This is a genomic window from Paracidovorax oryzae ATCC 19882 (genome assembly GCF_000687165.1).
Classification (GTDB): Bacteria; Pseudomonadota; Gammaproteobacteria; order Burkholderiales; family Burkholderiaceae_C; genus Paracidovorax; species Paracidovorax oryzae.
Genome location: NZ_JMKU01000001.1, coordinates 293,233 through 315,858 on the forward strand (window position 1 = coordinate 293,233; position 22,626 = coordinate 315,858).

At 68.3% G+C, this 22,626-nt stretch carries 20 protein-coding genes; 4 read left to right on the top strand and 16 right to left on the bottom strand.

Annotated elements, in window-relative coordinates:
• Window positions 1–33: 33 nt before the first annotated feature.
• The gene (locus T336_RS0101240; protein WP_026431203.1) at window positions 34–1,686 is read right to left on the bottom strand and encodes an NAD+ synthase; all 1,653 of its coding nucleotides are present in this window, start codon (window positions 1,684–1,686) and stop codon (window positions 34–36) included.
• 290 nt (window positions 1,687–1,976) lie between these two features.
• Between T336_RS0101240 and T336_RS0101245 the strand changes: the two genes are divergently transcribed.
• Window positions 1,977–3,206: a GNAT family N-acetyltransferase gene (locus T336_RS0101245; RefSeq protein WP_035225074.1), complete on the top strand. Its 1,230-nt coding sequence runs from the start codon at window positions 1,977–1,979 to the stop codon at window positions 3,204–3,206.
• A gap of 32 nt (window positions 3,207–3,238) precedes the next feature.
• On the opposite strand, the gene T336_RS0101250 is transcribed toward T336_RS0101245, so the two are convergent.
• The 3 genes from T336_RS0101250 to T336_RS0101260 form a co-directional block, all read right to left on the bottom strand.
• On the bottom strand, window positions 3,239–3,748 hold the full coding sequence (locus T336_RS0101250; protein ID WP_013594585.1) for a chemotaxis protein CheW: 510 nt from the start codon (window positions 3,746–3,748) through the stop codon (window positions 3,239–3,241).
• Between the two features lie 231 nt (window positions 3,749–3,979).
• The gene (locus T336_RS0101255) at window positions 3,980–4,621 is read right to left on the bottom strand and encodes a 3-oxoacid CoA-transferase subunit B (protein WP_026431205.1); all 642 of its coding nucleotides are present in this window, start codon (window positions 4,619–4,621) and stop codon (window positions 3,980–3,982) included.
• A gap of 1 nt (window position 4,622) precedes the next feature.
• Window positions 4,623–5,438, bottom strand: a complete 816-nt coding sequence (locus tag T336_RS0101260) for a CoA transferase subunit A (RefSeq protein ID WP_019702986.1) — start codon at window positions 5,436–5,438, stop codon at window positions 4,623–4,625.
• 79 nt (window positions 5,439–5,517) lie between these two features.
• Here T336_RS0101260 and T336_RS0101265 point away from each other — a divergent pair, with 79 nt between their 5' ends.
• Together T336_RS0101265 and T336_RS27635 are read left to right on the top strand one after the other, a co-directional pair.
• Entirely contained in the window at window positions 5,518–6,063 is a 546-nt protein-coding gene (locus tag T336_RS0101265; RefSeq protein ID WP_013594582.1) for a PAS and helix-turn-helix domain-containing protein, read from the top strand.
• 117 nt (window positions 6,064–6,180) lie between these two features.
• Window positions 6,181–7,080 (top strand): hypothetical protein, encoded by a 900-nt coding sequence (locus tag T336_RS27635; RefSeq protein WP_244883849.1) that lies wholly within the window; start codon window positions 6,181–6,183, stop codon window positions 7,078–7,080.
• Window positions 7,081–7,116: 36 nt separating this feature from the next.
• Here T336_RS27635 and T336_RS0101280 read toward each other — a convergent pair whose 3' ends face one another.
• Together T336_RS0101280 and T336_RS24600 are read right to left on the bottom strand one after the other, a co-directional pair.
• The gene (locus tag T336_RS0101280; RefSeq protein WP_019702984.1) at window positions 7,117–8,397 is read right to left on the bottom strand and encodes an NAD(P)/FAD-dependent oxidoreductase; all 1,281 of its coding nucleotides are present in this window, start codon (window positions 8,395–8,397) and stop codon (window positions 7,117–7,119) included.
• A gap of 140 nt (window positions 8,398–8,537) precedes the next feature.
• Window positions 8,538–9,869 carry a serine hydrolase domain-containing protein gene (locus T336_RS24600; protein WP_167333630.1) on the bottom strand — a complete coding sequence of 444 codons (1,332 nt, stop codon included), beginning with the start codon at window positions 9,867–9,869 and terminating at the stop codon, window positions 8,538–8,540.
• A gap of 188 nt (window positions 9,870–10,057) precedes the next feature.
• Between T336_RS24600 and T336_RS24605 the strand changes: the two genes are divergently transcribed.
• Window positions 10,058–11,002, top strand: a complete 945-nt coding sequence (locus tag T336_RS24605) for a helix-turn-helix domain-containing protein (protein WP_051647014.1) — start codon at window positions 10,058–10,060, stop codon at window positions 11,000–11,002.
• A 235-nt stretch (window positions 11,003–11,237) separates the two neighbouring features.
• On the opposite strand, the gene katG is transcribed toward T336_RS24605, so the two are convergent.
• The 10 genes from katG to T336_RS0101340 form a co-directional block, all read right to left on the bottom strand.
• Window positions 11,238–13,469: a catalase/peroxidase HPI gene (katG, locus tag T336_RS0101295; protein ID WP_026431206.1), complete on the bottom strand. Its 2,232-nt coding sequence runs from the start codon at window positions 13,467–13,469 to the stop codon at window positions 11,238–11,240.
• Window positions 13,470–13,680: 211 nt separating this feature from the next.
• A complete protein-coding gene (locus tag T336_RS0101300) occupies window positions 13,681–14,610 on the bottom strand; it encodes an SMP-30/gluconolactonase/LRE family protein (protein ID WP_026431207.1) in 930 nt (309 codons plus the stop codon).
• Between the two features lie 71 nt (window positions 14,611–14,681).
• A complete protein-coding gene (locus T336_RS0101305) occupies window positions 14,682–15,584 on the bottom strand; it encodes an amidohydrolase family protein (RefSeq protein WP_026431208.1) in 903 nt (300 codons plus the stop codon).
• 183 nt (window positions 15,585–15,767) lie between these two features.
• Window positions 15,768–16,724 carry a tripartite tricarboxylate transporter substrate binding protein gene (locus tag T336_RS0101310; protein ID WP_019702978.1) on the bottom strand — a complete coding sequence of 319 codons (957 nt, stop codon included), beginning with the start codon at window positions 16,722–16,724 and terminating at the stop codon, window positions 15,768–15,770.
• 37 nt (window positions 16,725–16,761) lie between these two features.
• A complete protein-coding gene (locus T336_RS0101315) occupies window positions 16,762–17,781 on the bottom strand; it encodes a tripartite tricarboxylate transporter substrate binding protein (protein WP_050858914.1) in 1,020 nt (339 codons plus the stop codon).
• A gap of 98 nt (window positions 17,782–17,879) precedes the next feature.
• The gene (locus T336_RS0101320) at window positions 17,880–18,812 is read right to left on the bottom strand and encodes an NAD(P)-dependent oxidoreductase (RefSeq protein WP_019702976.1); all 933 of its coding nucleotides are present in this window, start codon (window positions 18,810–18,812) and stop codon (window positions 17,880–17,882) included.
• Window positions 18,809–19,495 carry an RraA family protein gene (locus T336_RS0101325; protein ID WP_026431210.1) on the bottom strand — a complete coding sequence of 229 codons (687 nt, stop codon included), beginning with the start codon at window positions 19,493–19,495 and terminating at the stop codon, window positions 18,809–18,811. Before T336_RS0101325 ends, T336_RS0101320 begins: the two co-directional genes overlap by 4 nt.
• 44 nt (window positions 19,496–19,539) lie before the next feature.
• Window positions 19,540–20,571 carry a Bug family tripartite tricarboxylate transporter substrate binding protein gene (locus T336_RS0101330; protein WP_051647015.1) on the bottom strand — a complete coding sequence of 344 codons (1,032 nt, stop codon included), beginning with the start codon at window positions 20,569–20,571 and terminating at the stop codon, window positions 19,540–19,542.
• Between the two features lie 30 nt (window positions 20,572–20,601).
• Window positions 20,602–21,525, bottom strand: coding sequence for an amidohydrolase family protein (locus T336_RS0101335; RefSeq protein ID WP_209435928.1), 924 nt, complete (start codon window positions 21,523–21,525; stop codon window positions 20,602–20,604).
• 29 nt (window positions 21,526–21,554) lie between these two features.
• On the bottom strand, window positions 21,555–22,562 hold the full coding sequence (locus T336_RS0101340) for a Bug family tripartite tricarboxylate transporter substrate binding protein (RefSeq protein WP_026431213.1): 1,008 nt from the start codon (window positions 22,560–22,562) through the stop codon (window positions 21,555–21,557).
• Window positions 22,563–22,626 lie beyond the last annotated feature (64 nt).

The following is a 22,626-nucleotide window of genomic DNA, read 5'->3' on the forward strand; positions in this document are numbered from 1 at the left end:
GCCGCTGCGCCGCGGACGGATGCTCACGGGCCGTCAGGCCCGGAAACGGTTGGTGATCGGATAGCGCCAGTCCTTGCCGAAGCTGCGGCGGGTGACGCGGATGCCGACGGGGGACTGCCGGCGCTTGTACTCGTTGACCTGGATGAGCCGGGTGACGCGCTCGACGTCCGCGCGCGCATAGCCTGCAGCGATGATGGATTCGATGGGCTCGTCGTTTTCCATGTAGCGCCCGACGATGGCGTCCAGCACCTCATAGGGCGGCAGGCTGTCCTGGTCCTTCTGGTCCGGCCGCAGTTCGGCGCTCGGCGGACGGGTGATGATGCGTTCGGGAATGGGCGAGGCTCCGGTGCCGAAGGGGTCGTGCGCATTGCGCCAGCGGGCCAAGCCATAGACGGCCGTCTTGGCCACGTCCTTGATGACCGCGAAGCCGCCGGCCATGTCGCCGTAGAGCGTGCAATAGCCCGTGGCCATTTCGCTCTTGTTGCCGGTGGTGAGCACGACCGCGCCGAACTTGTTGGACAGCGCCATGAGCAGCGTGCCGCGGATGCGCGCCTGCAGGTTTTCCTCGGTGGCGTCTTCCGCACGCCCGGCGAACTCGGATGCGAGCGCGGCCTTGAAGGCCTCGAACTGCGGGGCGATCGCGATCTCGTCGTAGCGCACGCCGAGCCGCTCGGCCATGTCGCGTGCGTCGATCCAGCTGATGTCGGCCGTGTAGGGCGAGGGCATCATCACCGCGCGCACCTTGTCGGCGCCGAGGGCATCCACCGCGATGGCAAGTACCAGCGCCGAATCGATGCCGCCGGACAGGCCCAGCAGCACGCCCGGGAATCCGTTCTTGCCCACGTAGTCGCGCACGCCCAGCACCAGTGCGCTCCAGAGGTCGGCCTCGGGCGCGGGAATGGGCGCCACGTCGGGTTCGAACCGGAGCACGCCGTCCCCGGCATGCGCCACCACCCGCACCAGCGCCTCGGTGAAGCCCGGCGCACGAACGCCGACGAAGCCGTTGGCGTCCAGCGCGAACGAGCGGCCTTCGAAGACCACCTCGTCCTGCCCGCCCACCAGGTGGGCATAGACCAGGGGCAGCCCCGTTTCAGCGACACGCTCGCGCATGATCTGCTCGCGCTCGGCGCTCTTGCCCAGGTGGAAGGGCGAGGCGTTCAGCGTCGCGAGCAACTGGGCGCCCGCCTGCGCCGCGCGGGCCGCCGGCCCGGGAAACCAGGCATCCTCGCAGATCAGCAGCCCGACGCGCACGCCCTGCACGTCGAACGCGCAAGGTTGCGTGCCCGGGTCGAAATACCGCTGCTCGTCGAACACGGCGTAATTGGGCAGTTCCTGCTTGGCGTATGTCTGCTCGATGCACCCGCCCCGCAGCACGCTGGCGGCGTTGTGGCATCGCTCGGCGCCACCGGCCACGCTGCGCCACGGATGGCCGACCACCACGGCCAGCTCGCCGCATGCCGCAGTGGCCTGCGCGATGTCCTGCAGCGCCCGGTCGCAGGCATCGAGGAACGCGGGACGCAGGAAGAGGTCCTCGGCAGCGTAGCCGCACAGGGCCAGTTCGGGGGTAAGCAGCAGCGCGGCGCCCTGGGCGTGGGCTTCGCGGGCGGCGGAGATGATCTTGCGGGCATTGCCTTCGACATCGCCGACGATGAAGTTGAATTGCGCGATGCTGATGACGAATGGCATGGAAAGGCTGCGGGAAAGGACTCGGGAGATTATGTCATCCGTACCCGCGACGTACGGCACGCCACGTTATCCCCGCGTACGCTGGACAACTCTGTGGATAAGCCGTGGCTTGCGCTGTAGGACGCGGGTAAACCCTTGTGACGATTACAGATTTATTGCAGTGCCGTATTTTTGGGCAGTGGATCGTGCATCTCCACGGCGGGCGGGGGAGATCGCTTTTGCGCCATCATGGACAGGCCGCCTTCCTGCGATGAAGGCCCCCTTCCCTGCTCCCACCTTCGGACCGCCCCGTGAGTGCCTCTGACGATCTTCCGCCATCCCCCGGCGACTACACCCTGCAATGCCATGGCTCGCCCGATGGCGTGGATGCCCGGGAATGGGACGCCCTGCTACAGGCCCAGGATGCACCGACACCGTTCATGCGGCACGCCTACCTGGCGGCATTGCATGCCAGCGGCAGCGCGGTGCCGGAATCCGGCTGGTCTCCGGTGTTCTGCACGCTGCGCCGGTCGGGCATGCTGGTGGGCGCGTGCGTGCTGTACGCGAAGCCCCATTCCTATGGAGAGTACGTGTTCGATCATGCGTGGGCCCACGCGTATGCCCGGCATGGCGTGGAGTACTACCCCAAGGCGGTGGTCGCGGTACCGTTCACCCCGGTGCCCGGTGCACGGCTGCTGGCGGTGGACGACGCCGCGCGCAAGGTGCTCGTCCAGGCGCTGGTGCAGTGGTGCGAGGAAGCGGGCATGTCGTCGCTGCACCTGCTGTTCGCCGCGCCGCAGGATGTGGAGGCCGCCCGCGCGGCAGGGCTGATGCTGCGGCAGACGGTGCAGTTCCACTGGCGCAATGCCGATCCGGCCACGGGCGCGGCCTTCGACACGTTCGACGCATTCCTCGCGACGCTCTCGCAGGACAAGCGCAAGAAGATCCGCCAGGAGCGCCGCCGCGTGGCGGATGCCGGCGTGACCTTCCGCTGGGCACGCGGCAGCGGCATCAGCCCGCAGGATTGGGATTTCTTCTACCGCTGCTACGAGCGCACCTATTGGGAACACGGCAATCCGCCGTATCTCACGCGCGATTTCTTCCAACGGATGGAGCACGACATGCCCGAGGCGTGGCTGCTCTTCGTGGCGGAGCGTGCCGGCGAGCCGATCGCCTGCAGCCTGGTCGCACTGGGGAAGGATGCGGGCCCGCACGGCCGCATGGTGGCGTATGGGCGTTACTGGGGCGCGCTGGAGCGCGTGGACTGCCTGCATTTCGAGGCGTGCTACTACCAGCCGCTGGCCTGGTGCATCGCGCATGGCGCCGGCCGCTTCGAGGGAGGAGCGCAAGGCGAGCACAAGATGGCCCGGGCGCTGATGCCGGTGGCGACGTCCAGCGCGCACTGGCTGGCGCATCCCGGGTTCGCGGCGGCGGTGGAGGATTTCCTGCACCGCGAAGGCCGGGGCGTGCAGGGCTACCTGCATGAACTGGAAGCGCACAGTCCCTTCCGGGCTGCGGACAGCTCGCAGCACCGGGACTGAGGGATGCCCGGCGGGCCGCCGGGCCGATGGTGTCAGTTGGCTGCGACGGAGCGCACGAGGCCCATCTCGGAGCTGCTCAGCAGCGATTCGATGTCCATGACGATCAGCATGCGCTCGCCCAGCGTGGCGATACCGGTGACGAAGGCGGAATCCACCTGGCCCTGGAACTGCGGAGCGGGACGGATCGCCTCGGCGGAGAGTTCCACCACGTCCGCCACTGCATCCACCACCGCGCCCAGGACCGTTCCGCCGACGTTCAGGATGATGACGACGGTGAAGTCGGTGTACTCGGCCTGCGCGCAGTTGAGCTTCAGGCGCAGGTCCACGATGGGAACGATCACGCCGCGCAGGTCGATCACGCCCTTGATGAATTCCGGCGCATGCGCCATGCGCGTCGGTTGCTCGTAGGAGCGGATTTCCTGCACGCGCAGGATGTCGATGCCGTATTCCTCCTGGCCCAGGCGGAAGGTCAGGTACTCCGCGGGCGGAGTGGCGGCTTGGGCTCCCGAGCGGTGCTGGGCGGCAGAAGGGGTGGACAGCATGGCGGATCCTTTGGTGAAGCGGGTCTGGTGCGCGGCCGGGCTACGCGATCCGGCACGTTTATCACATTGTCGGGGCAAAATTGCAGCCCGTCGTTACTTGTGGTCACATTTAAGCATTTTCCCACCCTGCGGACTGTCGGAACAGATCCCGACTGCGCGCCGTTGCGAAGGCCCCACGGCAGCGCAAGAGGCAGGCCCCCCCGCCCCTCCCAGGGGGTCGGGCCCTGCCACTCAGGCCGGCAGCAGCTTCACGCCGGTCTTGGCCTGCAGCGCCTCGAAGTCCACGCCCGGCGCCAGTTCCACCACTGTCAGACCCTCGGGCGTCACGTCCATGACGGCCAGGTCGGTGATGATGCGATCGACCACGCCGACGCCCGTCAGGGGCAGCGTGCAGGCCGGCAGGATCTTCAGGTCTTCAGTACCGTCCTTCTTGCGGGCCACGTGCTCCATGAGCACGATCACGCGCTTGACCCCGGCCACGAGGTCCATGGCACCGCCCATGCCCTTGACCATCTTGCCCGGGATCATCCAGTTGGCCAGGTCGCCCTTCTCGCTGACCTGCATGGCACCCAGGATCGAGAGGTTGATCTTGCCGCCGCGGATCATGGCGAACGACTGGTCGCTGCCGAAGATGGACGAACCGGGAATGGTGGTCACGGTCTGCTTGCCGGCGTTGATGAGGTCGGCGTCCACCGCGTCCTCGGTCGGGAACGGGCCGATGCCCAGCATGCCGTTCTCGGACTGCAGCCACACTTCCTTGTCGCCGGTGTGGTTGGCCACCAGCGTGGGAATGCCGATGCCGAGGTTCACGTAGAAGCCGTCTTCCAGCTCCCGCGCCGCGCGCGCGGCCATCTGGTCTTGGGTCCAGGGCATCTCAGGCTCCTTCTTTCTTGTTGGCGGGCACGGTGGGCACCACGGGAATGTCGGCTGCGACGGCGGCCTGCGCGATCACGGCCTGGGCCTCGACCTTGGCGGCGACGGCATCGACGGGCGCGGCGGCGCTCACGGTGCGCTTTTCGATGCGTTTTTCAGGGTTGGGGTTGTGCACGATGCGGTGCACGTAGATGCCGGGCAGGTGTACGTCGTCCGGGGCGATCTCGCCGGTCTCGACGATCTCCTCCACCTCGACGATGCAGAGCTTGCCTGCCGTGGCCGCTGCCGGATTGAAGTTGCGCGCCGTGAGGCGGAACTGCAGGTTGCCCGACTTGTCGGCCCGGTGCGCCTTGACCAGCGACACGTCGGGCACGAGGGAGCGCTCCATCACGTAGGTTTCGCCATCGAACTCGCGCAGTTCCTTGCCCTCGGCCACCATGGTGCCCACGCCGGTCTTGGTGAAGAAGGCCGGGATGCCCGCGCCGCCGGCGCGCAGCTTCTCGGCCAGCGTGCCCTGGGGCGTGAATTCCAGCTCCAGTTCCCCCGCGAGGTACTGGCGCTCGAACTCCTTGTTCTCGCCCACATAGGATGAAATCATCTTTTTGATTTGCCGCGTCTCCAGCAGCTTGCCCAGGCCGAAGCCGTCCACGCCGGCGTTGTTGGAGATCACGGTGAGGCCCTTCACACCGCTGTCGCGCAGGGCGTCGATCAGCGCCTCGGGGATACCGCAGAGCCCGAAACCGCCGACGGCCAGCATCTGGCCGTCGGCCACGACGCCCTTGAGCGCCTCGGCCGCGGAGGGGAAAAGCTTGTTCACTTGGAGACTCCTCAACAACAAGGTGGATGGCCGCTACGATACTACGTATATCGTTACGTAGTTTTCCCTAAATACTTCCATGGATGTCGCCGATTACCGCCTCGCGTTCGACATGGCCCCGGTGGGCCTGGTCATCTCGCGCAACCGCACCATGGTGGACTGCAACCGGCAGGTGTGCGAGATGTTCGGCGCCTCGCGCGAGGTGCTGATCGGCCAGTCGTTCCGCATTCTCTACCCCAGTGCCGACGAGTACGAGCGCCTGGGCCGGCGCATGGAGCCCATCCTGAATGCAAAAGGACACTACGCGGACAACCGCATCATGCGCCGGACCAGCGGCGAGGTGTTCTGGTGCCACGTGTCGGGCCGGGCGCTCAACCGGGAGGACCCGCACGAATCGGGCATCTGGAGCTTCGAGGACCTGAGCTCGCAGCGCCCGGTGAAGGCCGAACTGACGGGCCGCGAACGCGAGGTGGCCGCGCGGCTGCTGGACGGAATGACCTCCAAGGAGATCGGCCGGGCGCTGGACATCAGCCATCGCACGGTGGAGATCTACCGGGCGCGCCTGATGCGCAAGTACGGCGCCTCGACCGCCGCAGATCTGGTACAGAAATTGATGGTCGGCTGAGGGCGGGGACCAAGCCGGGCAACACTTGGTTGCATTTGCTCCCCTGTGGTGGGGTTCGTAACTGCCGGGCTGGCAGATAACTTTCGCGCCTTCCCCACCCACGGCCCTCCTCCTGCCATGACCCATTCTGTTGCATCTCTCCGGAAGGCCGCTGCCTTCGCCGCGTTCGCCGCATTCGCCGCGGCATCCCTCACTGCCTGCGGCGGCGGTGGTGGCGGTGGCGAGCTGACCCCGGCGCCTGGAAGCTCGCCCTCGCCCTCGCCCTCGCCTTCTCCATCCCCTTCCCCTTCGCCTTCGCCATCCCCTTCCCCTTCCCCTTCGCCTTCGCCGTCTCCATCTCCGTCGCCGGCACCCGCGCCGTCTGCCGACAGCTCCGCCGCCTGCTACAACGTGGCGGACTACAACGAAGGCACCGTGCTCGTGGAAGAAGGCATCGGCAGGATGCAGGGCCAACCCGACGTCACCTTCACGCGCACGACTACCACCGGTGGCAGGCAGGACTTCGCCGGCGCACGCCCAGTGATGTTCATACCGCGCTCAAATGTCGAACAGGGAGACAACCGGGAATTCCGGGATCTGGCGAACGGCAACGAGTTGGTCTATGGTGTGGTCTCGGACCTGTCCACGCAGGTCACGACCCTGGTGAACGACCCTCCCATCTCCACGCCCATCGACATGCGCCCCGGGCAGACCGTGGAACGCAACTACACGACCCGGACCACGATCGTCGCGAAAGCGGACAACAGCACGACGACGGTCACTTCCACCGTGCAGGAACGCTTCACCTACACCGGTCTGCAGACTCTGCAAACCGCGATGGGCACGTTCAACGTCTGCAAGTTCAATACGGACCAGGTCATCGTCTCCGCGACCAGCGGCACGGTGCAGGCCAACTTCCAGCTCTGGACGGTGGCGGACGGCCCGTACCGCGGTCGCACAATCAAGATTGCCAGTTCGGCTTCCAACGGGCTCCCCTCGACCACCGAGCTGACGAAAATCACCTACACATCGAAGTGATGGCAGGCCGCGGGCCCGGGCCGGGCCCGGACCGCGTCAATGGAGCTTGAGCCGGCCGGACACGCGCTGCTGCAGCAGCCGTGCCAGGGCCAGCACCACCGTCTTGCCGGTGCCCAGGATGGCGCGGTGGTGGTTCAGGTGCAGGGAGATGTACATCCACTTGGCGATCAGGCCTTCGACGAAGAAGTTGCGGCCGCCCAGGCCGCCCATGAGGTTGCCGACCCCCTTGTTGTCGCCCAGCGAGACCAGCGAGCCGAAGTCCTTGTACACGAAGGGTTCCGTCACCTCCCGCTCGCGCAGCAGCGCACCGAGCACCTTCGCGAGGTAGTCCGCCTGCTGGTGGGCGGCCTGCGCGCGGGCGGGCACGGTCTTGCCATCGACCCACGGGCAGGCGGCGCAGTCGCCGAAGGCCAGCACGTCGGGCGCCGAGGTGCGCAGGCGGTCGTCCACGATGAACTGGTTGAGCCGGTTCACCTCCAGCCCCAGGCGGGCATTGCCCTCCGCCGCCTTGATGCCGGCGGCCCAGACCACCATGTCCGCAGGAATCTCTCCGTTGGGGGTGACCAGGGCGCCACGGCGGATCTCGGTCACGCGCGTGCCGGTGAGCACCTGCACCTGCTTGCGGCGCAGCGCCACTTCGGCCTGCGCGGAAATCTTCTCGGGCAGGCCGCCCAGGATGCGGCTGCCGCCTTCGACCAGGGTGATGTCCAGGCGAAAGCGCTGGCTGCTGCCCAGGCTTTCGAGCAGTTCGGCATAGGCCTCCAGCAATTCGGCGGACAGCTCCACGCCCGTCGCGCCCGCGCCCACGATGGCGATCGACAGCGCCCGGCTTTCGGAAAACGAGGCCCGCGCGCAGGCGCCCAGCCAGTCGGTATGGAAGCGCTGCGCATCGCGCACGTTCTCGAGCAGGTAGGCATGCTCGATGCCGGGCGTGCCGAAAGCGTTGGAGCCGCTGCCGATGGCCAGCACCAGCCGGGTGTAGCTCACCGTGCGGCGCGGCACCAGCAGTTCGCCCTCGGCGTTGCGGATCTCGCCCAGCTCGATGGTCTTGCGCGCCGCGTCCAGCCCCACCAGGTCGCCGATGGCGAAGCCGAAATGGTTGCGCCGCGCCAGCACGGGGTAGGACAGCCCTTCCTGGTGGGCGTCCAGTGTGCCGGCGGCCACTTCGTGCAGGGTGGGCTTCCAGATGTGGAAAGGCGAACGGTCCACCAGAAGCACGCGTTCGCGGCCCTGCTTCGCACCGAGGCTGCGCCCGAGGCGCGCCGCCAGTTCCAGCCCGCCGGCCCCGCCGCCCACGATCACGATGTCGGAATGCATACCTGCTCCCCACTTCTTTGCAATCGGGAGAGTTTATGAGGGTTTCCCCGCAGATGAGAAACCAGTGACGAAAAAGGAAAAGACCAGCGCAGCCCAAGGATAGGCGCACTGGCCGGGGCTACAGCACAGCCTCCCCGAGATCAGCCGTAGGTAGCGCGCTCGAATGCCTCGTAGCCGGCCATGAAAGGCGTCTCCACGAAGGGCAGCGACTGCGTCATGAAGAGGCCCGCAATCCCGGATTGGAGGTCGATCCAGTAATGCGAATTGCAGACACCGGCCCATGCCACCGACCCCGCACGCCGCATGCCGGGTACGTTCTGCTCTACGCGCATGAAGCCGAAGCCATGGGTCTTGGGGATGCCAGCAAACGGCTTGAAATCGGCCGACAGCGGCGACGCCGAGATCAGGTCCTGAAAATTGAGGCCATCAGGCATCTGGTTCTTCAACATTTCTGCAGCAGCGGCTTCACTGATCACTTTCTTGTCGCCCAGGCTGCCCCGGTTCAGGATCAGCCGCAGAAACTTCGCATAGTCGCGCGGCGTGGAATACAGCGCGTGGCCCATGCCGTACGAATCCGTCGTGGCCGGCGGGGCGAGCGGGAAGGCCCCGAACTTGCCATCGGCGCCGCGAAAGCTCACCGTGGCAAGGCGGCTCTTCATGTCATCGCGCAAGACCACATCGGTATCCCCCATGCCCAGCGGATCGAAGATGTTGGTGCGCAGGAAGTCCGCGATTTTCTGCCCGCTGACGCGCTCGACGACCAGACCCAGCCAGTCGATCGACACACCATAACCCCAGCGCGTGCCGGGGTCGGTCATCATCGGGTACTCGCTCAGCAGGGCCGCCTGGAGATTCGTGGATGCCAATATCCCGCGCCCTCCTGTGGCTTTGAGATAGGCCGCTTCGCCGGGTTGCCAGAACTCGTATTCCAGTCCCGAGGTGTGAGTCGCCAGGTGGCGGATCGTGGCCTGGGTTTTGGGTGCGCGGAACACGGGGCGACCGGAAGGGTCGTAGCCATCCAGCACCTTGACGCCGGCAAATGCGGGCAGCACCTTTTCCACCGGGGTGTCTATCGACAGCAAGCCACGATCGATCAGGATCATGGCGGCCAGCGAACCGATGGCCTTGGTCGCCGAGAATATCGCCATCACGGTATCCAGATCCGCAGGCCGCCCGGTCGCGGCATTGCCCGCTGCGCCGCTGAACGGCGTTCCATCGGCGTTGACGACCATGCCCACCAGGAAGGGCGCCTGATTCCCGCTGACCGACCGGTCGAGCACCGCTTGCAGCGCGGCCTTTTTGCCCGCCACGTCGAGCCCGCTCCCGCCACCTCCGCCGCAGGCAGCAAGGGTCGAACCGGCCAAGGCTGTTCCGAGCAGGGTCCCGAAGCGCCGCCGTGAGAGCCCCAGGCCCACCGTGGCATCGACTGCCTGTTGCGGAGGAACGGTGGCTGTGCTGAATTTGCCATGCATGTTGTCTGTCTCCAAAGTCATTGTTCGAGCACCGAAAAGTGCGGGAACCACTTTGTTCGACTCCGGGCGTTCAGAACCGGCGCCGTGTGCCATTTTTCTGGCCACTGGGTGCCAGGCAGAACGGTTGCGGCGGGTTTGAGGGCATACCCCGATTCCTCGGGCCAGTCCGTGGACCGACAGTGGCCTCCATGACCGCAGATCAACGGTTTCAACTTTGGTCCACCGATGATGTCGACCCCAGGCGCCGGCTCGAATACTGGATAGATTCGATCTGCCACTTCTATCTGGAAATGAGTTCGATGCCGGACCTGGATGATGGCTTCTTTGGCCGCATCGAACTGTTCGCACTGGAATGCATCACGCCGACGCGTGCGACCGGCGCCGCGCAGTCGATCCGGCGAAATCGGCTGGATATCGAGCGCTCCGAGCGGAACTCCTACTACCTGATCTCACAGGAAAGCAGCGCCTGGCGCATCCTGCACGCGGGGCAGGATCGTCTCGTGCAGCCCGGGGAGTCGGTGTTGGTGGACTCACGCCTCCAGTACGAATTCCAGTTTCCGGCGGGTCTGGATGTGCTTTCGACGGCTTTGCCCGTGGGGTGGGTGGAGCGGTGGTTGCCGGCACCGTCGAAGATGCTGGCAATACCACTGCAAGGCCAGCACGGCTGGGGCATGGCCTTGCGTGGCATGCGCCAAGCCCTTGAACCATCTGCCTTGACGGGGCTGTCCCTTCAACCCCGATCCGCCGAAGACCAATTGGGCTTGCTGCTGGGGCTGGCCAGCGGCCAGCTGGGCGAAGCGCCCGCGCGGGCCGATGCCATCGTGGCGCGCTGCGAGGCACGCATGCGGGAACGCCTGTCCGAGCCGGGGCTGACCGCCGAAGACATCGCAAAGGATGCCGGCACCTCCTTGCGAAATCTGCACCGGGCGTTCGCATCCCAGAGGCGAACCTTTGCCAGCAGTCTGCGGACGATGCGTCTTGCAGAGGCGGCACGGATGCTGGCTGACTCCCGTTTCAGCCGCGTCACGATCGGCGAGATCGCGCGCCGGTGCGGCTGCATGGAACCCTCGCATTTCACGCGCCATTTCCGTCATAGCTACAAGATCAGTCCCAAGGCCTTTAGAGACCGGTGACCGAAGGGCAATCCAACCGGTGAAGCCATCGCCCCATGTCAGCGCACCAACCCGCGGGGCAGCGGCACGGTCCTGCCATTGAGGTTCGACCGGCCCGACTGCAACTGGACGGTGCTGGCAAGGTCAGCAGCTTCACCCACGGGGCCTGCCCCCATGGAAAAAGCCCGCCGCCTGTGACCAGGCGCGGGCTTTGCAGAGGACGGCGGCCCAGGCAGCCGCATCAGCAGATCATGGGTCAGCGCAGATCAAAACGGTCCAGGTCCATCACCTTGGCCCAGGCGGCCACGAAGTCCTTAATAAACTTCTCCTTCGCGTCGGAACTGGCGTACACCTCAGCCAGGGAGCGCAGCACGGCGTTGGAGCCGAAGACCAGATCGACGCGCGTGCCGGTCCACTTCTTCTCGCCGGTCTTGCGGTCGCGGCCCTCGAACAGGTCGCCCGCGGCCTTCCACTCGGTGGACATGTCCAGCAGATTGGCGAAGAAGTCGTTCGTCAGCGCGCCGGGCGTGGCGGTGAACACGCCGTGCGCGGCGCCGCCCACGTTGATGTTGATGGCGCGCAGGCCGCCGACCAGCACCGTCATCTCGGGCGCCGTGAGGGTCAGCAGCTGGGCCTTGTCCAGCAGCAGCACCTCGGCCGGCACGCTGTAGCGGGCCTTGGTGTAGTTGCGGAAGCCATCGGCCACCGGCTCGAGCACGGAGAACGATTCCACGTCGGTCTGGTCCTGGCGGGCATCGGCACGGCCCGGGTTGAAGGGCACGGCCACGGCCACGCCGGCAGCCCTGGCGGCCTGCTCCACGCCGGCAGCGCCGGCCAGCACGATCAGGTCGGCCAGCGAGATGCGCTTGTCGCCATCGGCGCCCTTGTTGAATTCGCGCTGGATGCCTTCGAGCACGCCCAGCACGCGGGCCAGTTGATCGGGCTGGTTGACGGCCCAGTCCTTCTGGGGTGCCAGGCGGATGCGCGCACCGTTGGCGCCGCCGCGCTTGTCGGAGCCGCGGAAGGTGGAGGCCGAAGCCCAGGCGGTGCCGACCAGCTCCTGCACGGTGAGGTCCGAGGCCAGCACGCGTTCTTTCAGCGCGGCCACGTCGGCGGCATCGACCAGGTCGTGGGTGACGGCCGGGATCGGGTCCTGCCAGACCAGCTCTTCCTTCGGCACTTCGGGGCCGAGGTAACGGGCGCGCGGGCCCATGTCGCGGTGGGTCAGCTTGAACCAGGCGCGGGCGAAGGCTTCGGCGAAGGCCTGGGGGTTCTCCAGGAAGCGGCGCGAGATCTTTTCGTAGGCGGGATCGAAGCGCAGCGACAGGTCGGTCGTGAGCATGGTCGGCACGCGCTTCTTCGACGGGTCGTGCGCGTCGGGGATGGTCGCGGGAGCGTTCTTCGCCTGCCACTGGTGGGCGCCGGCGGGGCTCTTGGTGAGTTCCCATTCGAACTTGAACAGGTTCTCGAAGAATTCGTTGCCCCACTGGGCGGGCGTGCTGGTCCAGGTGACTTCCAGGCCGCTGGTGATGGCGTCGCCGGCCTTGCCGGAGCCGAAGCTGCTGGCCCAGCCCAGGCCCTGCTGTTCCAGGCCCGCGGCTTCCGGCTCGGGCCCGACGTGGTCGGCGGAGCCGGCACCGTGGGTCTTGCCGAAGGTGTGGCCCCCGGCGATCAGCGCGACGGTCTCTTCGTCGTCCATGGCCATGCGGGCGAAGGTCTCGCGGATGTCATGGGCGGCGGCCACCGGGTCGGGGTTGCCCTCGGGGCCTTCGGGGTTCACGTAGATGAGGCCCATCTGCACGGCGGCCAGCGGGTTCTCGAGCACGCGCTCCTTCTCGTGGCCGTGCATGGCGGGTTCGGCCACCAGGGTGCCGTCGCCGGGCGTGCCCTTGCCGTAGCGCGCATCGCCGCCCAGCCAGGTCTTTTCGCTGCCCCAGTACACGTCCTGGTCGGGTTCCCAGGTGTCCTCGCGGCCGCCGGCGAAGCCGAAGGTGCGGAAGCCCATGGTTTCCAGCGCCACGTTGCCGGTCAGCACCAGCAGGTCGGCCCAGGAGATTTTCTGGCCGTACTTCTGCTTGATGGGCCAGAGCAGGCGGCGGGACTTGTCGATGTTGACGTTGTCGGGCCAGCTGTTGAGGGGGGCGAAGCGCTGCTGGCCCCGGCCCGCGCCGCCGCGGCCGTCCCCCGTGCGGTAGGTACCGGCGGCATGCCAGGCCATGCGCACGAACTGCGGGCCGTAGTGGCCGAAGTCGGCCGGCCACCATTCCTGCGAATCCGTCATGAGGGCGCGCAGGTCGCGCTTGAGGCCTTCGTAGTCCAGCTTCTTGAACTCCTCGGCATAGTTGAAGGAGCCGCCCAGCGGGTCGGACTTGCTCGAATGCTGGCTGAGGAGGTCGAGGCGCAGCTGGTTGGGCCACCAGTCCTTGTTGATCGTGCCACCATTGGCAGCGGCTGCGTGGAACGGGCACTTGGTTGCGTCTTGCGTCATGGGGCGCTCCTTTTGGTGAATGGATGAGCAATCCTATGGGGAAAGCATCGAAAGTGAAAATCAATTGATTTCATACTTTTGATAGCTTTTTAAAACCATCCCATCCCACTCCAGCTCTCGGCCCTCTTCCCTGCCCTTTCCACTTTCACCGTGGCGCGCCGGTAACCGCTGCGCAGGTGCCGTCTCCGGGGCGCCTGCGCCGGCCCGCCGTTCAGCGCGGCCCGGCGATCGACCGGTGCAGCGGCAAGCCGGGCGACTCCATGGTGGTGCGCAGGATGCGGCCATGCGTGGAATCCGTCACGTAGAGCGTGCGCCGGTCCTCGCCGCCGTAGGCGAGATTGGTGGTGGAACTGCCGGGAATGCCGCGCAGCACCCATTCGGGTTCGGCGCGCCCGTTGAGTACCCACACCACGCCCAGGCCCGGGTTCGCGACGAGCAACCGCCCCTGCCCGTCCACGGCCAGGCCGTCCGGGCCGCTGGGGCCGTAGGACGTGAAGAACTGGCTCACCTTGGCCACGCTGCCATCGGGCAGCAACGGCACGCGCCAGACGCAGTTGCCGCGCGTGACGGCGAGATAGAGCACGCGGCCGTCGGGGGAGAGCGCCACGCCGTTGGGACTGGGCACGTTGTGCAGCAGCAGGTCGAGCTGGCCGTTGGGGCGCAGGCGGTAGAGGCGCCCGGACGGGTCGTGCAGGCCGCTCTGCCCCTGGTCGGTGAAGTAGAGATTGCCTTCGGCGTCGAAGACCAGGTCGTTCACGCCCTTGAAGCGCTCGCTGTTGCGGCGCTGCAGGTACGGCGACACACGGCCGGTGGCGACGTCCAGGCGCATCAGCCCGTTCTTGTAGTCGGTGATGAGCAGCGTGCCGGCATCGAGGAACTTCATGCCGTTGGGCTCGCCGTCGTATTCGGCCACGAGGCTCCAGGCGCCCTGCAGGTCGATGCGGAAGATGCGGCCCCAGGGAATGTCGCTCACGTAGAGGTTGCCGGCGTCGTCGAAGACCGGGCCTTCGAGGAACGAGTCGGTGACCGTGCCGCCGCGGTTGGCGTCGGCCCAGTCGCTGCGCTCGGGGCGGCGCAGGGACGCGGGCATGGCCGTGAAGGTTTCCAGGTCACGGATCTGGGGGGCTTGCAGCAGGAACATGGAACGGTTCGCTTTCCTTGGAAATCGTCGGTGTTGGGATCGGGGTCGATCGGCCCGCAGGCGCGCGGCGCTCAGGTTTGAACGCCAAGGCCGTAGAGCCGCGCGGGGTTGTCCACCAGGATGGCGTCCATGGCGGCGTCCGAGCCCGCCCAGGCCCGCAGCAGGTCCACCAGCGCCGCATCGTCCACGGTGCCGGGCGCCTCGGTGGTGTGCGGCCAGTCGCTGCCCCACACCAGCCGCTGCGGCGCGGCCTGCACGAGCGCGCGCCCCAGGGGAAGCGTATCGCCGTATCCGGGGCCGTGCACCGCGGAGCGCATATAGGCGCCCGAGAGCTTGACCCAGGTATTGCCGGCGTCCAGCAGCCGGCGCAGCACGGTGTACGCCGGGGCCGCGGTGCCTTCTGCCGGATCGATGCGCCCCAGGTGATCGATGACCAGCGGCACGGGCAAGGACTGCAGCAGCGGCTCCATCGCGACGATCTGCTCCGGCTGCGCGAACACCTGGATGTGCCAGCCCACGCAATGGGGATGGCGGGCCACCTGCCGCGCCAGGCCGGCCAGCATGCCGGGCGTGGTCTCGCCCCAGGACTGCGGGGAGACGAAGTTGACGCGCAGCCCCCGCACCCGGCGCGCCGCCAGGCGGGCCAGTTCGGCATCGGAAACGCCCTGCCCGACCACGGCCACGCCCCGCGCGCCCTCGCCCAGCTGGTCCAGTGCATCGAGCGTGCAGGCATTGTCGGTGCCGTAGGTGGACGGCGTGACCACCACCGCGCGCGACGTGCCCAGGCGCCGCTGCAGCCGGCGGTACGCGGCCACCGGCGCATCGGGTGGCGTGCGGGGCCAATGCGGCGACGGCGCGAAGCGCCGGTCGAAGACGTGCATGTGGCTGTCGCAGGCCAGCGCGGGCAGCACGCGCGACGGCCGTTTCACGCCCACCGAATGGGGCACGGGTTCAGAAAGTTTGGGCAGGTTCATCGTGTTTCATCGTCGGTCCGCCGCGGGCGAGCCCTGGGCGCGGCCCCTGCACAGGCGCGGCCCAGGCCAGCAGACGCCGCGCAAGGGCCGCCCCGCCGCGCTGGCGTCGTCCCCCTTCCCGCATCGCGCAGCGAGGCGAGAGAAGGGGGAAGGCGCAACGCGCCTCAGGGGGTTGCTCCAGATCTAGTCGAGTTTGATGTTGCCCTTGCGCACCACCTCGCCCCACTTCGCATCTTCCTTCTTCAGGAAGGTGGCGAACTCGGCCGGCGTGGAGCCGATGGGCTGCGCGCCCAGGTCGGTCAGTCGCTGGCGCACCTCGTCTTCCTTGAGCACCTCGGCCAGCGCCTGCTGCAGTTGCGCAGCGACGGGCGCAGGCGTGCCGGCGGGCAGGAACATGCCGTTCCATTCGTAGGCCTCGTATCCGGGAATGGCGGCTTCGGCCACGGTGGGCACCTCGGGCAGGCGCCTGGAGCGCTCGGGCGCGGACACGGCCAGTGCCCGCAGCTTGCCTCCCGTTATCAGCGGATATGTGGCTGCGACGGTGCCGAACATGAAATCCACCTGCCCGCCCATCACGTCCGCGATCGCCGGGCCGCCGCTCTTGTAGGGGACATGCACCATGTCCAGGCCCAATTGCTGGCGGAACAGTTCCGCCGCCAGGCGCTGCACCGTGCCGCTGCCGCCCGAGGCGAAGTTGAGCTTGCCGGGCTGCGCCTTGGCGCGGGCGACCAGGTCGTCCACGGTCCTGAGGGGCGAATCGGCCTTGACGATCAGCACGTTGGGTGCGAGCAGCACCAGCGACAGCGGCTGCAGCGCGGTGCTCGCATACGGCATCCTGGGGAACAGGTGCGGGTTGATGGAGTACGGCGTGGCGTCGTAGAGCATGGTGTACCCGTCGGCCGGCGCCTTGGCCACGAAGCTCGCGCCGATGGTCCCGCTCGCGCCGGCCTTGTTGTCCACGATCACGCTGGTGCCCAGCCTGGCGCCCATGCGGGTGGCGATCACGCGTGCCACCGCATCGGCCGCGCCGCCCGGGGCATAGGGCACGACGATGGTGACCGGCCGTTCCGGGAAGGCGGCATGGGCCAGGCCCGCAGCGAGGGCGACGGCGGCGACAAGGGGCTTGATGAAACGGTGCATGGTGTCTCCTTGCGGTGGTGTTTTCCGTGAGCTGCGCTCATTCAGCTTTCAGGTCCAGGTCCTTGGCGATCTGCGTGTAGGTGGCGACTTCGCGTTCGACCTGCGCGGCGAAGGCCGTGCCGCAGGTGGAGTCGGCATCGAGCCCCAGGCCGCGCAGCTTCTCCGCCGCAGCGGCGCTGCCCGCGAACTCGCGCGCCACTTTCTCCAGTTGCTGCGCGATGGGTTCGGGCAGGCCGGCGGGCGCCAGCACCCCGTACCACGCATCGGCGGAGTAGTTGCCGCCGCCGGCTTCGGCGAACGTGGGCACGTCGGGCAGCAGCGACGAGCGCCTGGGCGACGCCACGGCCAGGGCCGCCAGCTTGCCGCTCCGGATCTGCGGCAGCACCGAGCCCAGCGTGGCGAACGAGCTGTCGAGCTGGCCGCCCATCAGGTCCGTGACCACGGGCGCGGCGCCCTTGTAGGGCACGTGGTTGAGTTTCAGTCCATTGGCCCGGGCGAACATCTCGGTGGCGAAGTGCCCGGAGCTGCCCACGCCCGCGGTGCCCGCCGTGACGCGGCCCGGCTCCTGGCGGGCGCGGGCCATGTAGTCGGCCAGCGTCTTCACGGGCAGGCCCTGCCCCACCACCAGTACCGTGGGGCTGGTCGCCACGGTGCACAGCGGCTTGAAGGACTTCACCGCGTCGAACTTCACCCGCCCGCTGTAGAGGCCCGGGATCATCGTGTGGTTGGTGGCGCCGAAGAGCAGCGTGTAGCCATCCGCCGGCGCGCTGGCCACGGCCTGTGCGGCCAGGATGGTGTTGGCTCCGGGCTTGTTGTCGATGATGAACGGCTGGCCCAGCGTGCGGCTGGCATGGTCGGCGAAGGCGCGCGCCACCACATCGGTGGGACCGCCGGCCGCGAAGCCCACGACCAGCTTGACAGGCTTGGCGGGATAGGCGCCTGCCTGCGCGAGGCAGGCGGCCGAGGCGGCAAAAAGCGTGGCGGCCAGGGCCTTGGGAACGAGAGCAGTGAAGCGAACCGGCGTGGGTCGCCCCGTGCCTGCAGAAATGGAATGCATGCGCATGTCTCCTGTCATGGGCCGCGTCGCGCGCAGCCTCGTTGGATGAATGGTCGCTGGCGCAGGGCACGGCCACGCAGCCGTGCCCTGCCCTTCGGTCACGCCGCCGCGGCAGCGCGCTCCAGCACGGCCAGCAGGTTCTTCGCCGCGCCCACGCCCATGTTCACGTAGGCGTCGCTCGTCACGCCGCCGATGTGCGGGCTCAGGATGAAGTGCTTCTGGCCCTGGAACGGATGGCCGGGCGCCATGGGCTCGACGGCAAAGCTGTCCAGGCCTGCTGCCATCACCTGGCCGGAGCGCACGGCCTCCAGCAGCGCTGCTTCGTCGATCAGGCCGCCCCGCGCGGTGTTCACCACGATCACGCCGCGCTTGCACTGGGCGAGCGTCTCGGCGTTCAGCATGCCGCGGTTCTCTTCCGTCAGCGGGCAGTGCAGCGACACCGCATCCGACTCGCGCCAGAGGGTTTCGAGCGGCACGCTCTGCACGTAGTCCGGCAGGTTCTTCGCGAACGGGTCGAAGCCGATCACGCGCATGCCGAGCGCATCGGCCATCTTCGCGAAGCGCAGGCCGATGGCGCCCAGGCCCACCAGACCCACCGTGCGGCCGCCCAGCTCCAGGCTCTTGTGCGTGGCCTTGTCCCAGTGGCCGGCATGCATGCGGGCATCCAGCTCCACCACCGACTTGGCGCAGGCCAGCAGCAGGGCCAGTGCCTGCTCGGCCACCGCGGCGGCGTTGGCGCCCACGGCGGCCACCACCTCGATGCCGCGCGCTTTCGCCGCCACCTTGTCGATGGTGTCGGTGCCGCTGCCGTGCTTGGAGATCACCTTGAGCGACGGCGCCGCGTCCATCACGGCCGGGCCCACCTTGCCGTAGCGCACGATGATGGCCACCGGGTCGTGCTGCCTGGCCAGGGCGACCAGGTCGTCCTCCGTCGGCGTCTTGCCGGCGTACACGATCGTGAAGTTCGCGAGCAGCTCGAGTGCCTGCTGCGCCAGGTCGGCGCCCGTGACGATAATGGTGCCGGCGCTCACAGCGATTCCCCTTCCTTCAGCACGCCAGCGGCGCGCAACGCTGCGGGCAGCCACTTCGATGCCGTGTCGCCGCGGGCGATCGCCTCGATGCGGGCAGCCTCGTCGGCCACCTTCTTGTCGGCCAGGGCCATCATGGCGGGAGCCTTGGCGCGCTCGATCACGACCACGCCGTCGGCATCGCCCACCACCAGGTCACCCGGGTTCACCACGGCGCCGCCGGCGGAGATGGGATGGTTGATGCGGCCGGGCACGTACTTGGTCGGGCCGGCGGGGTTGAAGCCCGCGCTGAACACGGGGAAGTCGAGCTCCAGGAGCTCGAGCTTGTCGCGGATCGCGCCGTCCACCACCACGCCGGCCAGGCCGCGCTTCTTGCAGGCGCTGAGCATCAGCGTACCCATCAGCGCGGCGGTCTGGTCGCCCTTGCCGTCGATCACGAGCACGTCGCCGGGCTGGGCCAGCGCGATGGCCGCGTGGATCATGAGGTTGTCGCCGGGGCGCACCTCGACGGTGAAGGCCGGGCCCGCGACCTTCATGCTCTGGTGCACCGGGGAGACGCGGGCATGCATGGTGCCGCGGCGGCCGGCCACGTCGGCCAGGATGGCGGCCTGGAAGGTCGCGGCCCTGGCGACGACGTCGGCGTTCACGCGCTCGATGTCGCGGATGATTTCGGGAAGTTGGCTCATGGTGATGTTCGCTGGGTTGAGAAAAAGGAGACGGACCGCGCCCGTTATTCCGCTTTGATGTTTCCGTCCTTGATGACCTTCGCCCATTTGGCGGAGTCGGCCTTCTGCAGGTCGCCCAGTTGCTTGGGCGTGCCGCCGACCAGCGTCACGCCCAGCTTGTCGGCGAGGGCCACGACGGCCGGGTCCTTGAGGGCCTTGTTGATTTCCTGGTTCAGGCGCTGCACCACGGCGGCGGGCGTCCTGGCAGGCGCGAACACGGCCTGCCATTGCTCGACCACGAAGTCCTTCATGCCGACCTCGCCCATGGTGGGCACGGCAGGCAGTGCCTTGAGCCGCTGCGCCGAGGTGACGGCCAGCGCGCGCAGCTTGCCGGCCTGCACGTGCGGCAGCGCGGCGGCCACGGGCGCGAACATGAACTGCACCTGGCCCGCCAGCGTGTCCTGCAGTGCGGGCGTGTCGCCCTTGTAGGGCACGTGGATGAAGCGCGCACCCGTCTGCTGCTGCAGCAGTTCACCCTGCATCTGCAGGATGGTGCCGTTGCCGCCGGAGGCGTAGGCCAGCTGGCCGGGCTGCGCCTTGGCGGCGGCCGCGAGGTCTGCCACGGTCTGGAAGGGCTGGTCCGCGCCCACCACCAGGATGTGCGGAATCGTGCCGATGGTGACCACGGGCTCGAACGCCGCGATGGGGTCGTAGGGCAGCTTGCCCATCAGGTGCGGTGCGATGGCCTGTGGGCCGATCGAGGTGCCGAGCAGGGTATAGCCGTCCGGCGCGGCCTTGGCCACGAAGGCAGCGCCGATGGTGCCGGTGGCGCCCGCGCGGTTGTCCACGATCACGTTGGTGCCCAGGGCCGTGCCCAGGCGTTGCGCTACGGTGCGGCCCAGCACGTCGGTGCTGCCGCCCGGCGGGTACGGCACGACCCAGGTGACGATCTTGCCTGCGGGCCAGTCGGACTGCGCGAGCGCCGGGGCCGTGGCCAGGGAACCCAGCAGCAGCGCACCCGCGGAGGCGATCAGGCCGCGGCGGCCGATGCCGGCAGCGCCACGGGAAGATGTCGATGGATGAAGGAAGTCGGTCATGGCTTGTCTCTCTGTGGTTTCTGTAAAAGTTCAGGGCATGGCCGGCACGGGAGGGAAGCCGTAGAGCGCCGCCGGGTTGTCCACCAGCACGCGCCGCAACGCAGCACCATCGCCCGCCTGCCGCGCCCAGTCGGCCAGGCGATCGACCTGCCGCGCGTCGTCCGGCAGCGGCTGCACGCCGGCCGTGGCCGTGGCGTGGGGCCAGTCGCTGCCCCAGACCACGCGCTGCGGCGCCGCACGCAGGTAGCCGGCGGCCAGCGCATCCAGCGCCGGATCGTCCACCGCATGCCGCTCGCTCACGATGTAGCCGCCGGACAGCTTCATCCAGGCGCGCCCGTCCTGCAGCAGTTCCAGCAGCAGCGCATGGGCGGGGTGGCGGCCGGCGAGCGCGGGCGCAATGCGTCCGAAGTGGTCGAACACCAGCGGCACGGGCAACTGGCGCAGCACGCCCGCCAGCTGCGCCAGCAGGTCCGGGGCCATCAGCAGTTGCAGATGCCAGCCGAGCGGCGCGATGCGCCGTGCCAGCGGCAGCAGGGAATCCACCGTGCCCGACACGCCCAGCGACAGGTTGAGCCGCACGCCGCGCACGCCGGCTTCGTGCAGGCGCAGCAGCTCGGCATCGCTCTCGTGGCCGCCGATCACCGCCACGCCGCGCGCATCGGCGCCCAGCGCAGCCAGTCCTTCCAGCATGCAGCGGTTGTCGGTGCCGTAGGTGGAGGGCGTGACCAGCACGGCGCGCGTGCTGCCGATGCGCCGCTGCAGCGCGCGCAGGTCCTGCACGCCTGCGTCCGGCGGCCGCAGGCGGGCCGCGGGGTCGGCCGGAAAACGGCTGTCATAGAGGTGGACGTGGCAATCGCAGGCGCCCGCAGGCACCGGCGTGCAGGGCGCGGCAGTGCCGGCCGAGAAGCGCACGGGCGTGGCGGGGCTGTCGTCGCGGGCCATGGCGAGCGTCATGCGTCGGCGTCGGATTGCAGCGGACGGAATCAGTCGAGGCTGGCGCCGGAGTCCTTGACGATCTTCGCCCAGCGGGGCACTTCGGCCTTCAGCAGTGCGCTGAACTTCTCCGGCGTGCCGCCCAGCACGTCTCCGCCTTCGGACTTGAGCTTTTCGGCCACGTCCGGCTGGGCCAGCGCCTGGTTGATGGCCTTGTTGAGCGTCTGCACGATGGGCGCGGGGGTGCCCGCGGGCGCCAGCACGCCGTACCACGAGGCAGCCTCGAAATCCTTGTAGCCGGACTCGGCCAGCGTGGGCGTGTCGGGCAACTGGGCCGAGCGCTTGAGGGAGGTGATGGCGATGGCCCGCAGCTTGCCGTTGCGCACCTGGCCCAGCAACGTGGGCACGGCCGACATGTACAGGTCGATCTGCCCGCCCACCAGGTCCGTCATGGCCTGCGAGGCGCCCTTGTAGGGCACGTGGCGCAGCTGGATGCCGGCGGCCTTCTCGGCCAGTTCTCCGGCCAGGTGGGCCACGGTGCCGTTGCCGGAATAGCCCAGCGTGATGCCGTCGGGTTTGGCCTTGGCGGCGGCCACCACGTCGGCGAAGGTCTTGTAGGGCGAGCCGGCGGGTGCGGCCATCACGATCGGCGCGGACGACACCAGCGCCACGGGCACCAGGTCCTTGAGCGGGTCGTACGGCAGCTTGGCGTAGAGCGAGGGGTTGATGGCCAGGTTGCTGGTCTGGCCCATGACGAGCGTGTAGCCGTCCGGCGCCGCCTTGGCTGCAGCGTCCACACCCAGGTTGCCCCCGGCGCCAGGCCGGTTGTCCACCACCACGTTCCACTTGTGCTGATCGGTGAGCTTCTGCGCCACGGTGCGCGCGATCATGTCCGTGCCGCCGCCCGGAGGGAACGGCACGATGAGGCGGATGGGCTTGTTCGGATAGGCGGCCTGGGCGTGCACGCCGCCGCCGGCGCACACGGCGGCGGCGGCCAGGGCCAGCAGCAGGACGCCGCGGCGCGGCACGGCAAGGCGGGAAGCCGGAAGGAAATGCATGTCGGTTGTCTCCGTTGTGTTTGTCGGCCCGGCGCCGTGGCGTTGGATGCCCGGCGTGATGCGA

What these genes read in the sequence shown, in the direction of transcription:
- T336_RS0101330 (WP_051647015.1), bottom strand. Translation starts at nt 20,571, where the DNA reads ATGACCGACTTCCTTCATCCATCGACATCTTCCCGTGGCGCTGCCGGC.
- T336_RS24605 (WP_051647014.1), top strand. Translation starts at nt 10,058, where the DNA reads ATGACCGCAGATCAACGGTTTCAACTTTGGTCCACCGATGATGTCGAC.
- T336_RS0101250 (WP_013594585.1), bottom strand. Translation starts at nt 3,748, where the DNA reads ATGCTGTCCACCCCTTCTGCCGCCCAGCACCGCTCGGGAGCCCAAGCC.
- T336_RS24600 (WP_167333630.1), bottom strand. Translation starts at nt 9,869, where the DNA reads ATGCATGGCAAATTCAGCACAGCCACCGTTCCTCCGCAACAGGCAGTC.
- T336_RS0101310 (WP_019702978.1), bottom strand. Translation starts at nt 16,724, where the DNA reads ATGCACCGTTTCATCAAGCCCCTTGTCGCCGCCGTCGCCCTCGCTGCG.
- T336_RS0101255 (WP_026431205.1), bottom strand. Translation starts at nt 4,621, where the DNA reads ATGCCCTGGACCCAAGACCAGATGGCCGCGCGCGCGGCGCGGGAGCTG.
- T336_RS0101335 (WP_209435928.1), bottom strand. Translation starts at nt 21,525, where the DNA reads ATGACGCTCGCCATGGCCCGCGACGACAGCCCCGCCACGCCCGTGCGC.
- T336_RS0101325 (WP_026431210.1), bottom strand. Translation starts at nt 19,495, where the DNA reads ATGAGCCAACTTCCCGAAATCATCCGCGACATCGAGCGCGTGAACGCC.
- T336_RS0101340 (WP_026431213.1), bottom strand. Translation starts at nt 22,562, where the DNA reads ATGCATTTCCTTCCGGCTTCCCGCCTTGCCGTGCCGCGCCGCGGCGTC.
- T336_RS0101315 (WP_050858914.1), bottom strand. Translation starts at nt 17,781, where the DNA reads ATGCATTCCATTTCTGCAGGCACGGGGCGACCCACGCCGGTTCGCTTC.
- T336_RS0101265 (WP_013594582.1), top strand. Translation starts at nt 5,518, where the DNA reads ATGGATGTCGCCGATTACCGCCTCGCGTTCGACATGGCCCCGGTGGGC.
- T336_RS0101280 (WP_019702984.1), bottom strand. Translation starts at nt 8,397, where the DNA reads ATGCATTCCGACATCGTGATCGTGGGCGGCGGGGCCGGCGGGCTGGAA.
- T336_RS0101240 (WP_026431203.1), bottom strand. Translation starts at nt 1,686, where the DNA reads ATGCCATTCGTCATCAGCATCGCGCAATTCAACTTCATCGTCGGCGAT.
- T336_RS0101305 (WP_026431208.1), bottom strand. Translation starts at nt 15,584, where the DNA reads ATGAACCTGCCCAAACTTTCTGAACCCGTGCCCCATTCGGTGGGCGTG.
- T336_RS0101300 (WP_026431207.1), bottom strand. Translation starts at nt 14,610, where the DNA reads ATGTTCCTGCTGCAAGCCCCCCAGATCCGTGACCTGGAAACCTTCACG.
- katG (WP_026431206.1), bottom strand. Translation starts at nt 13,469, where the DNA reads ATGACGCAAGACGCAACCAAGTGCCCGTTCCACGCAGCCGCTGCCAAT.
- T336_RS27635 (WP_244883849.1), top strand. Translation starts at nt 6,181, where the DNA reads ATGACCCATTCTGTTGCATCTCTCCGGAAGGCCGCTGCCTTCGCCGCG.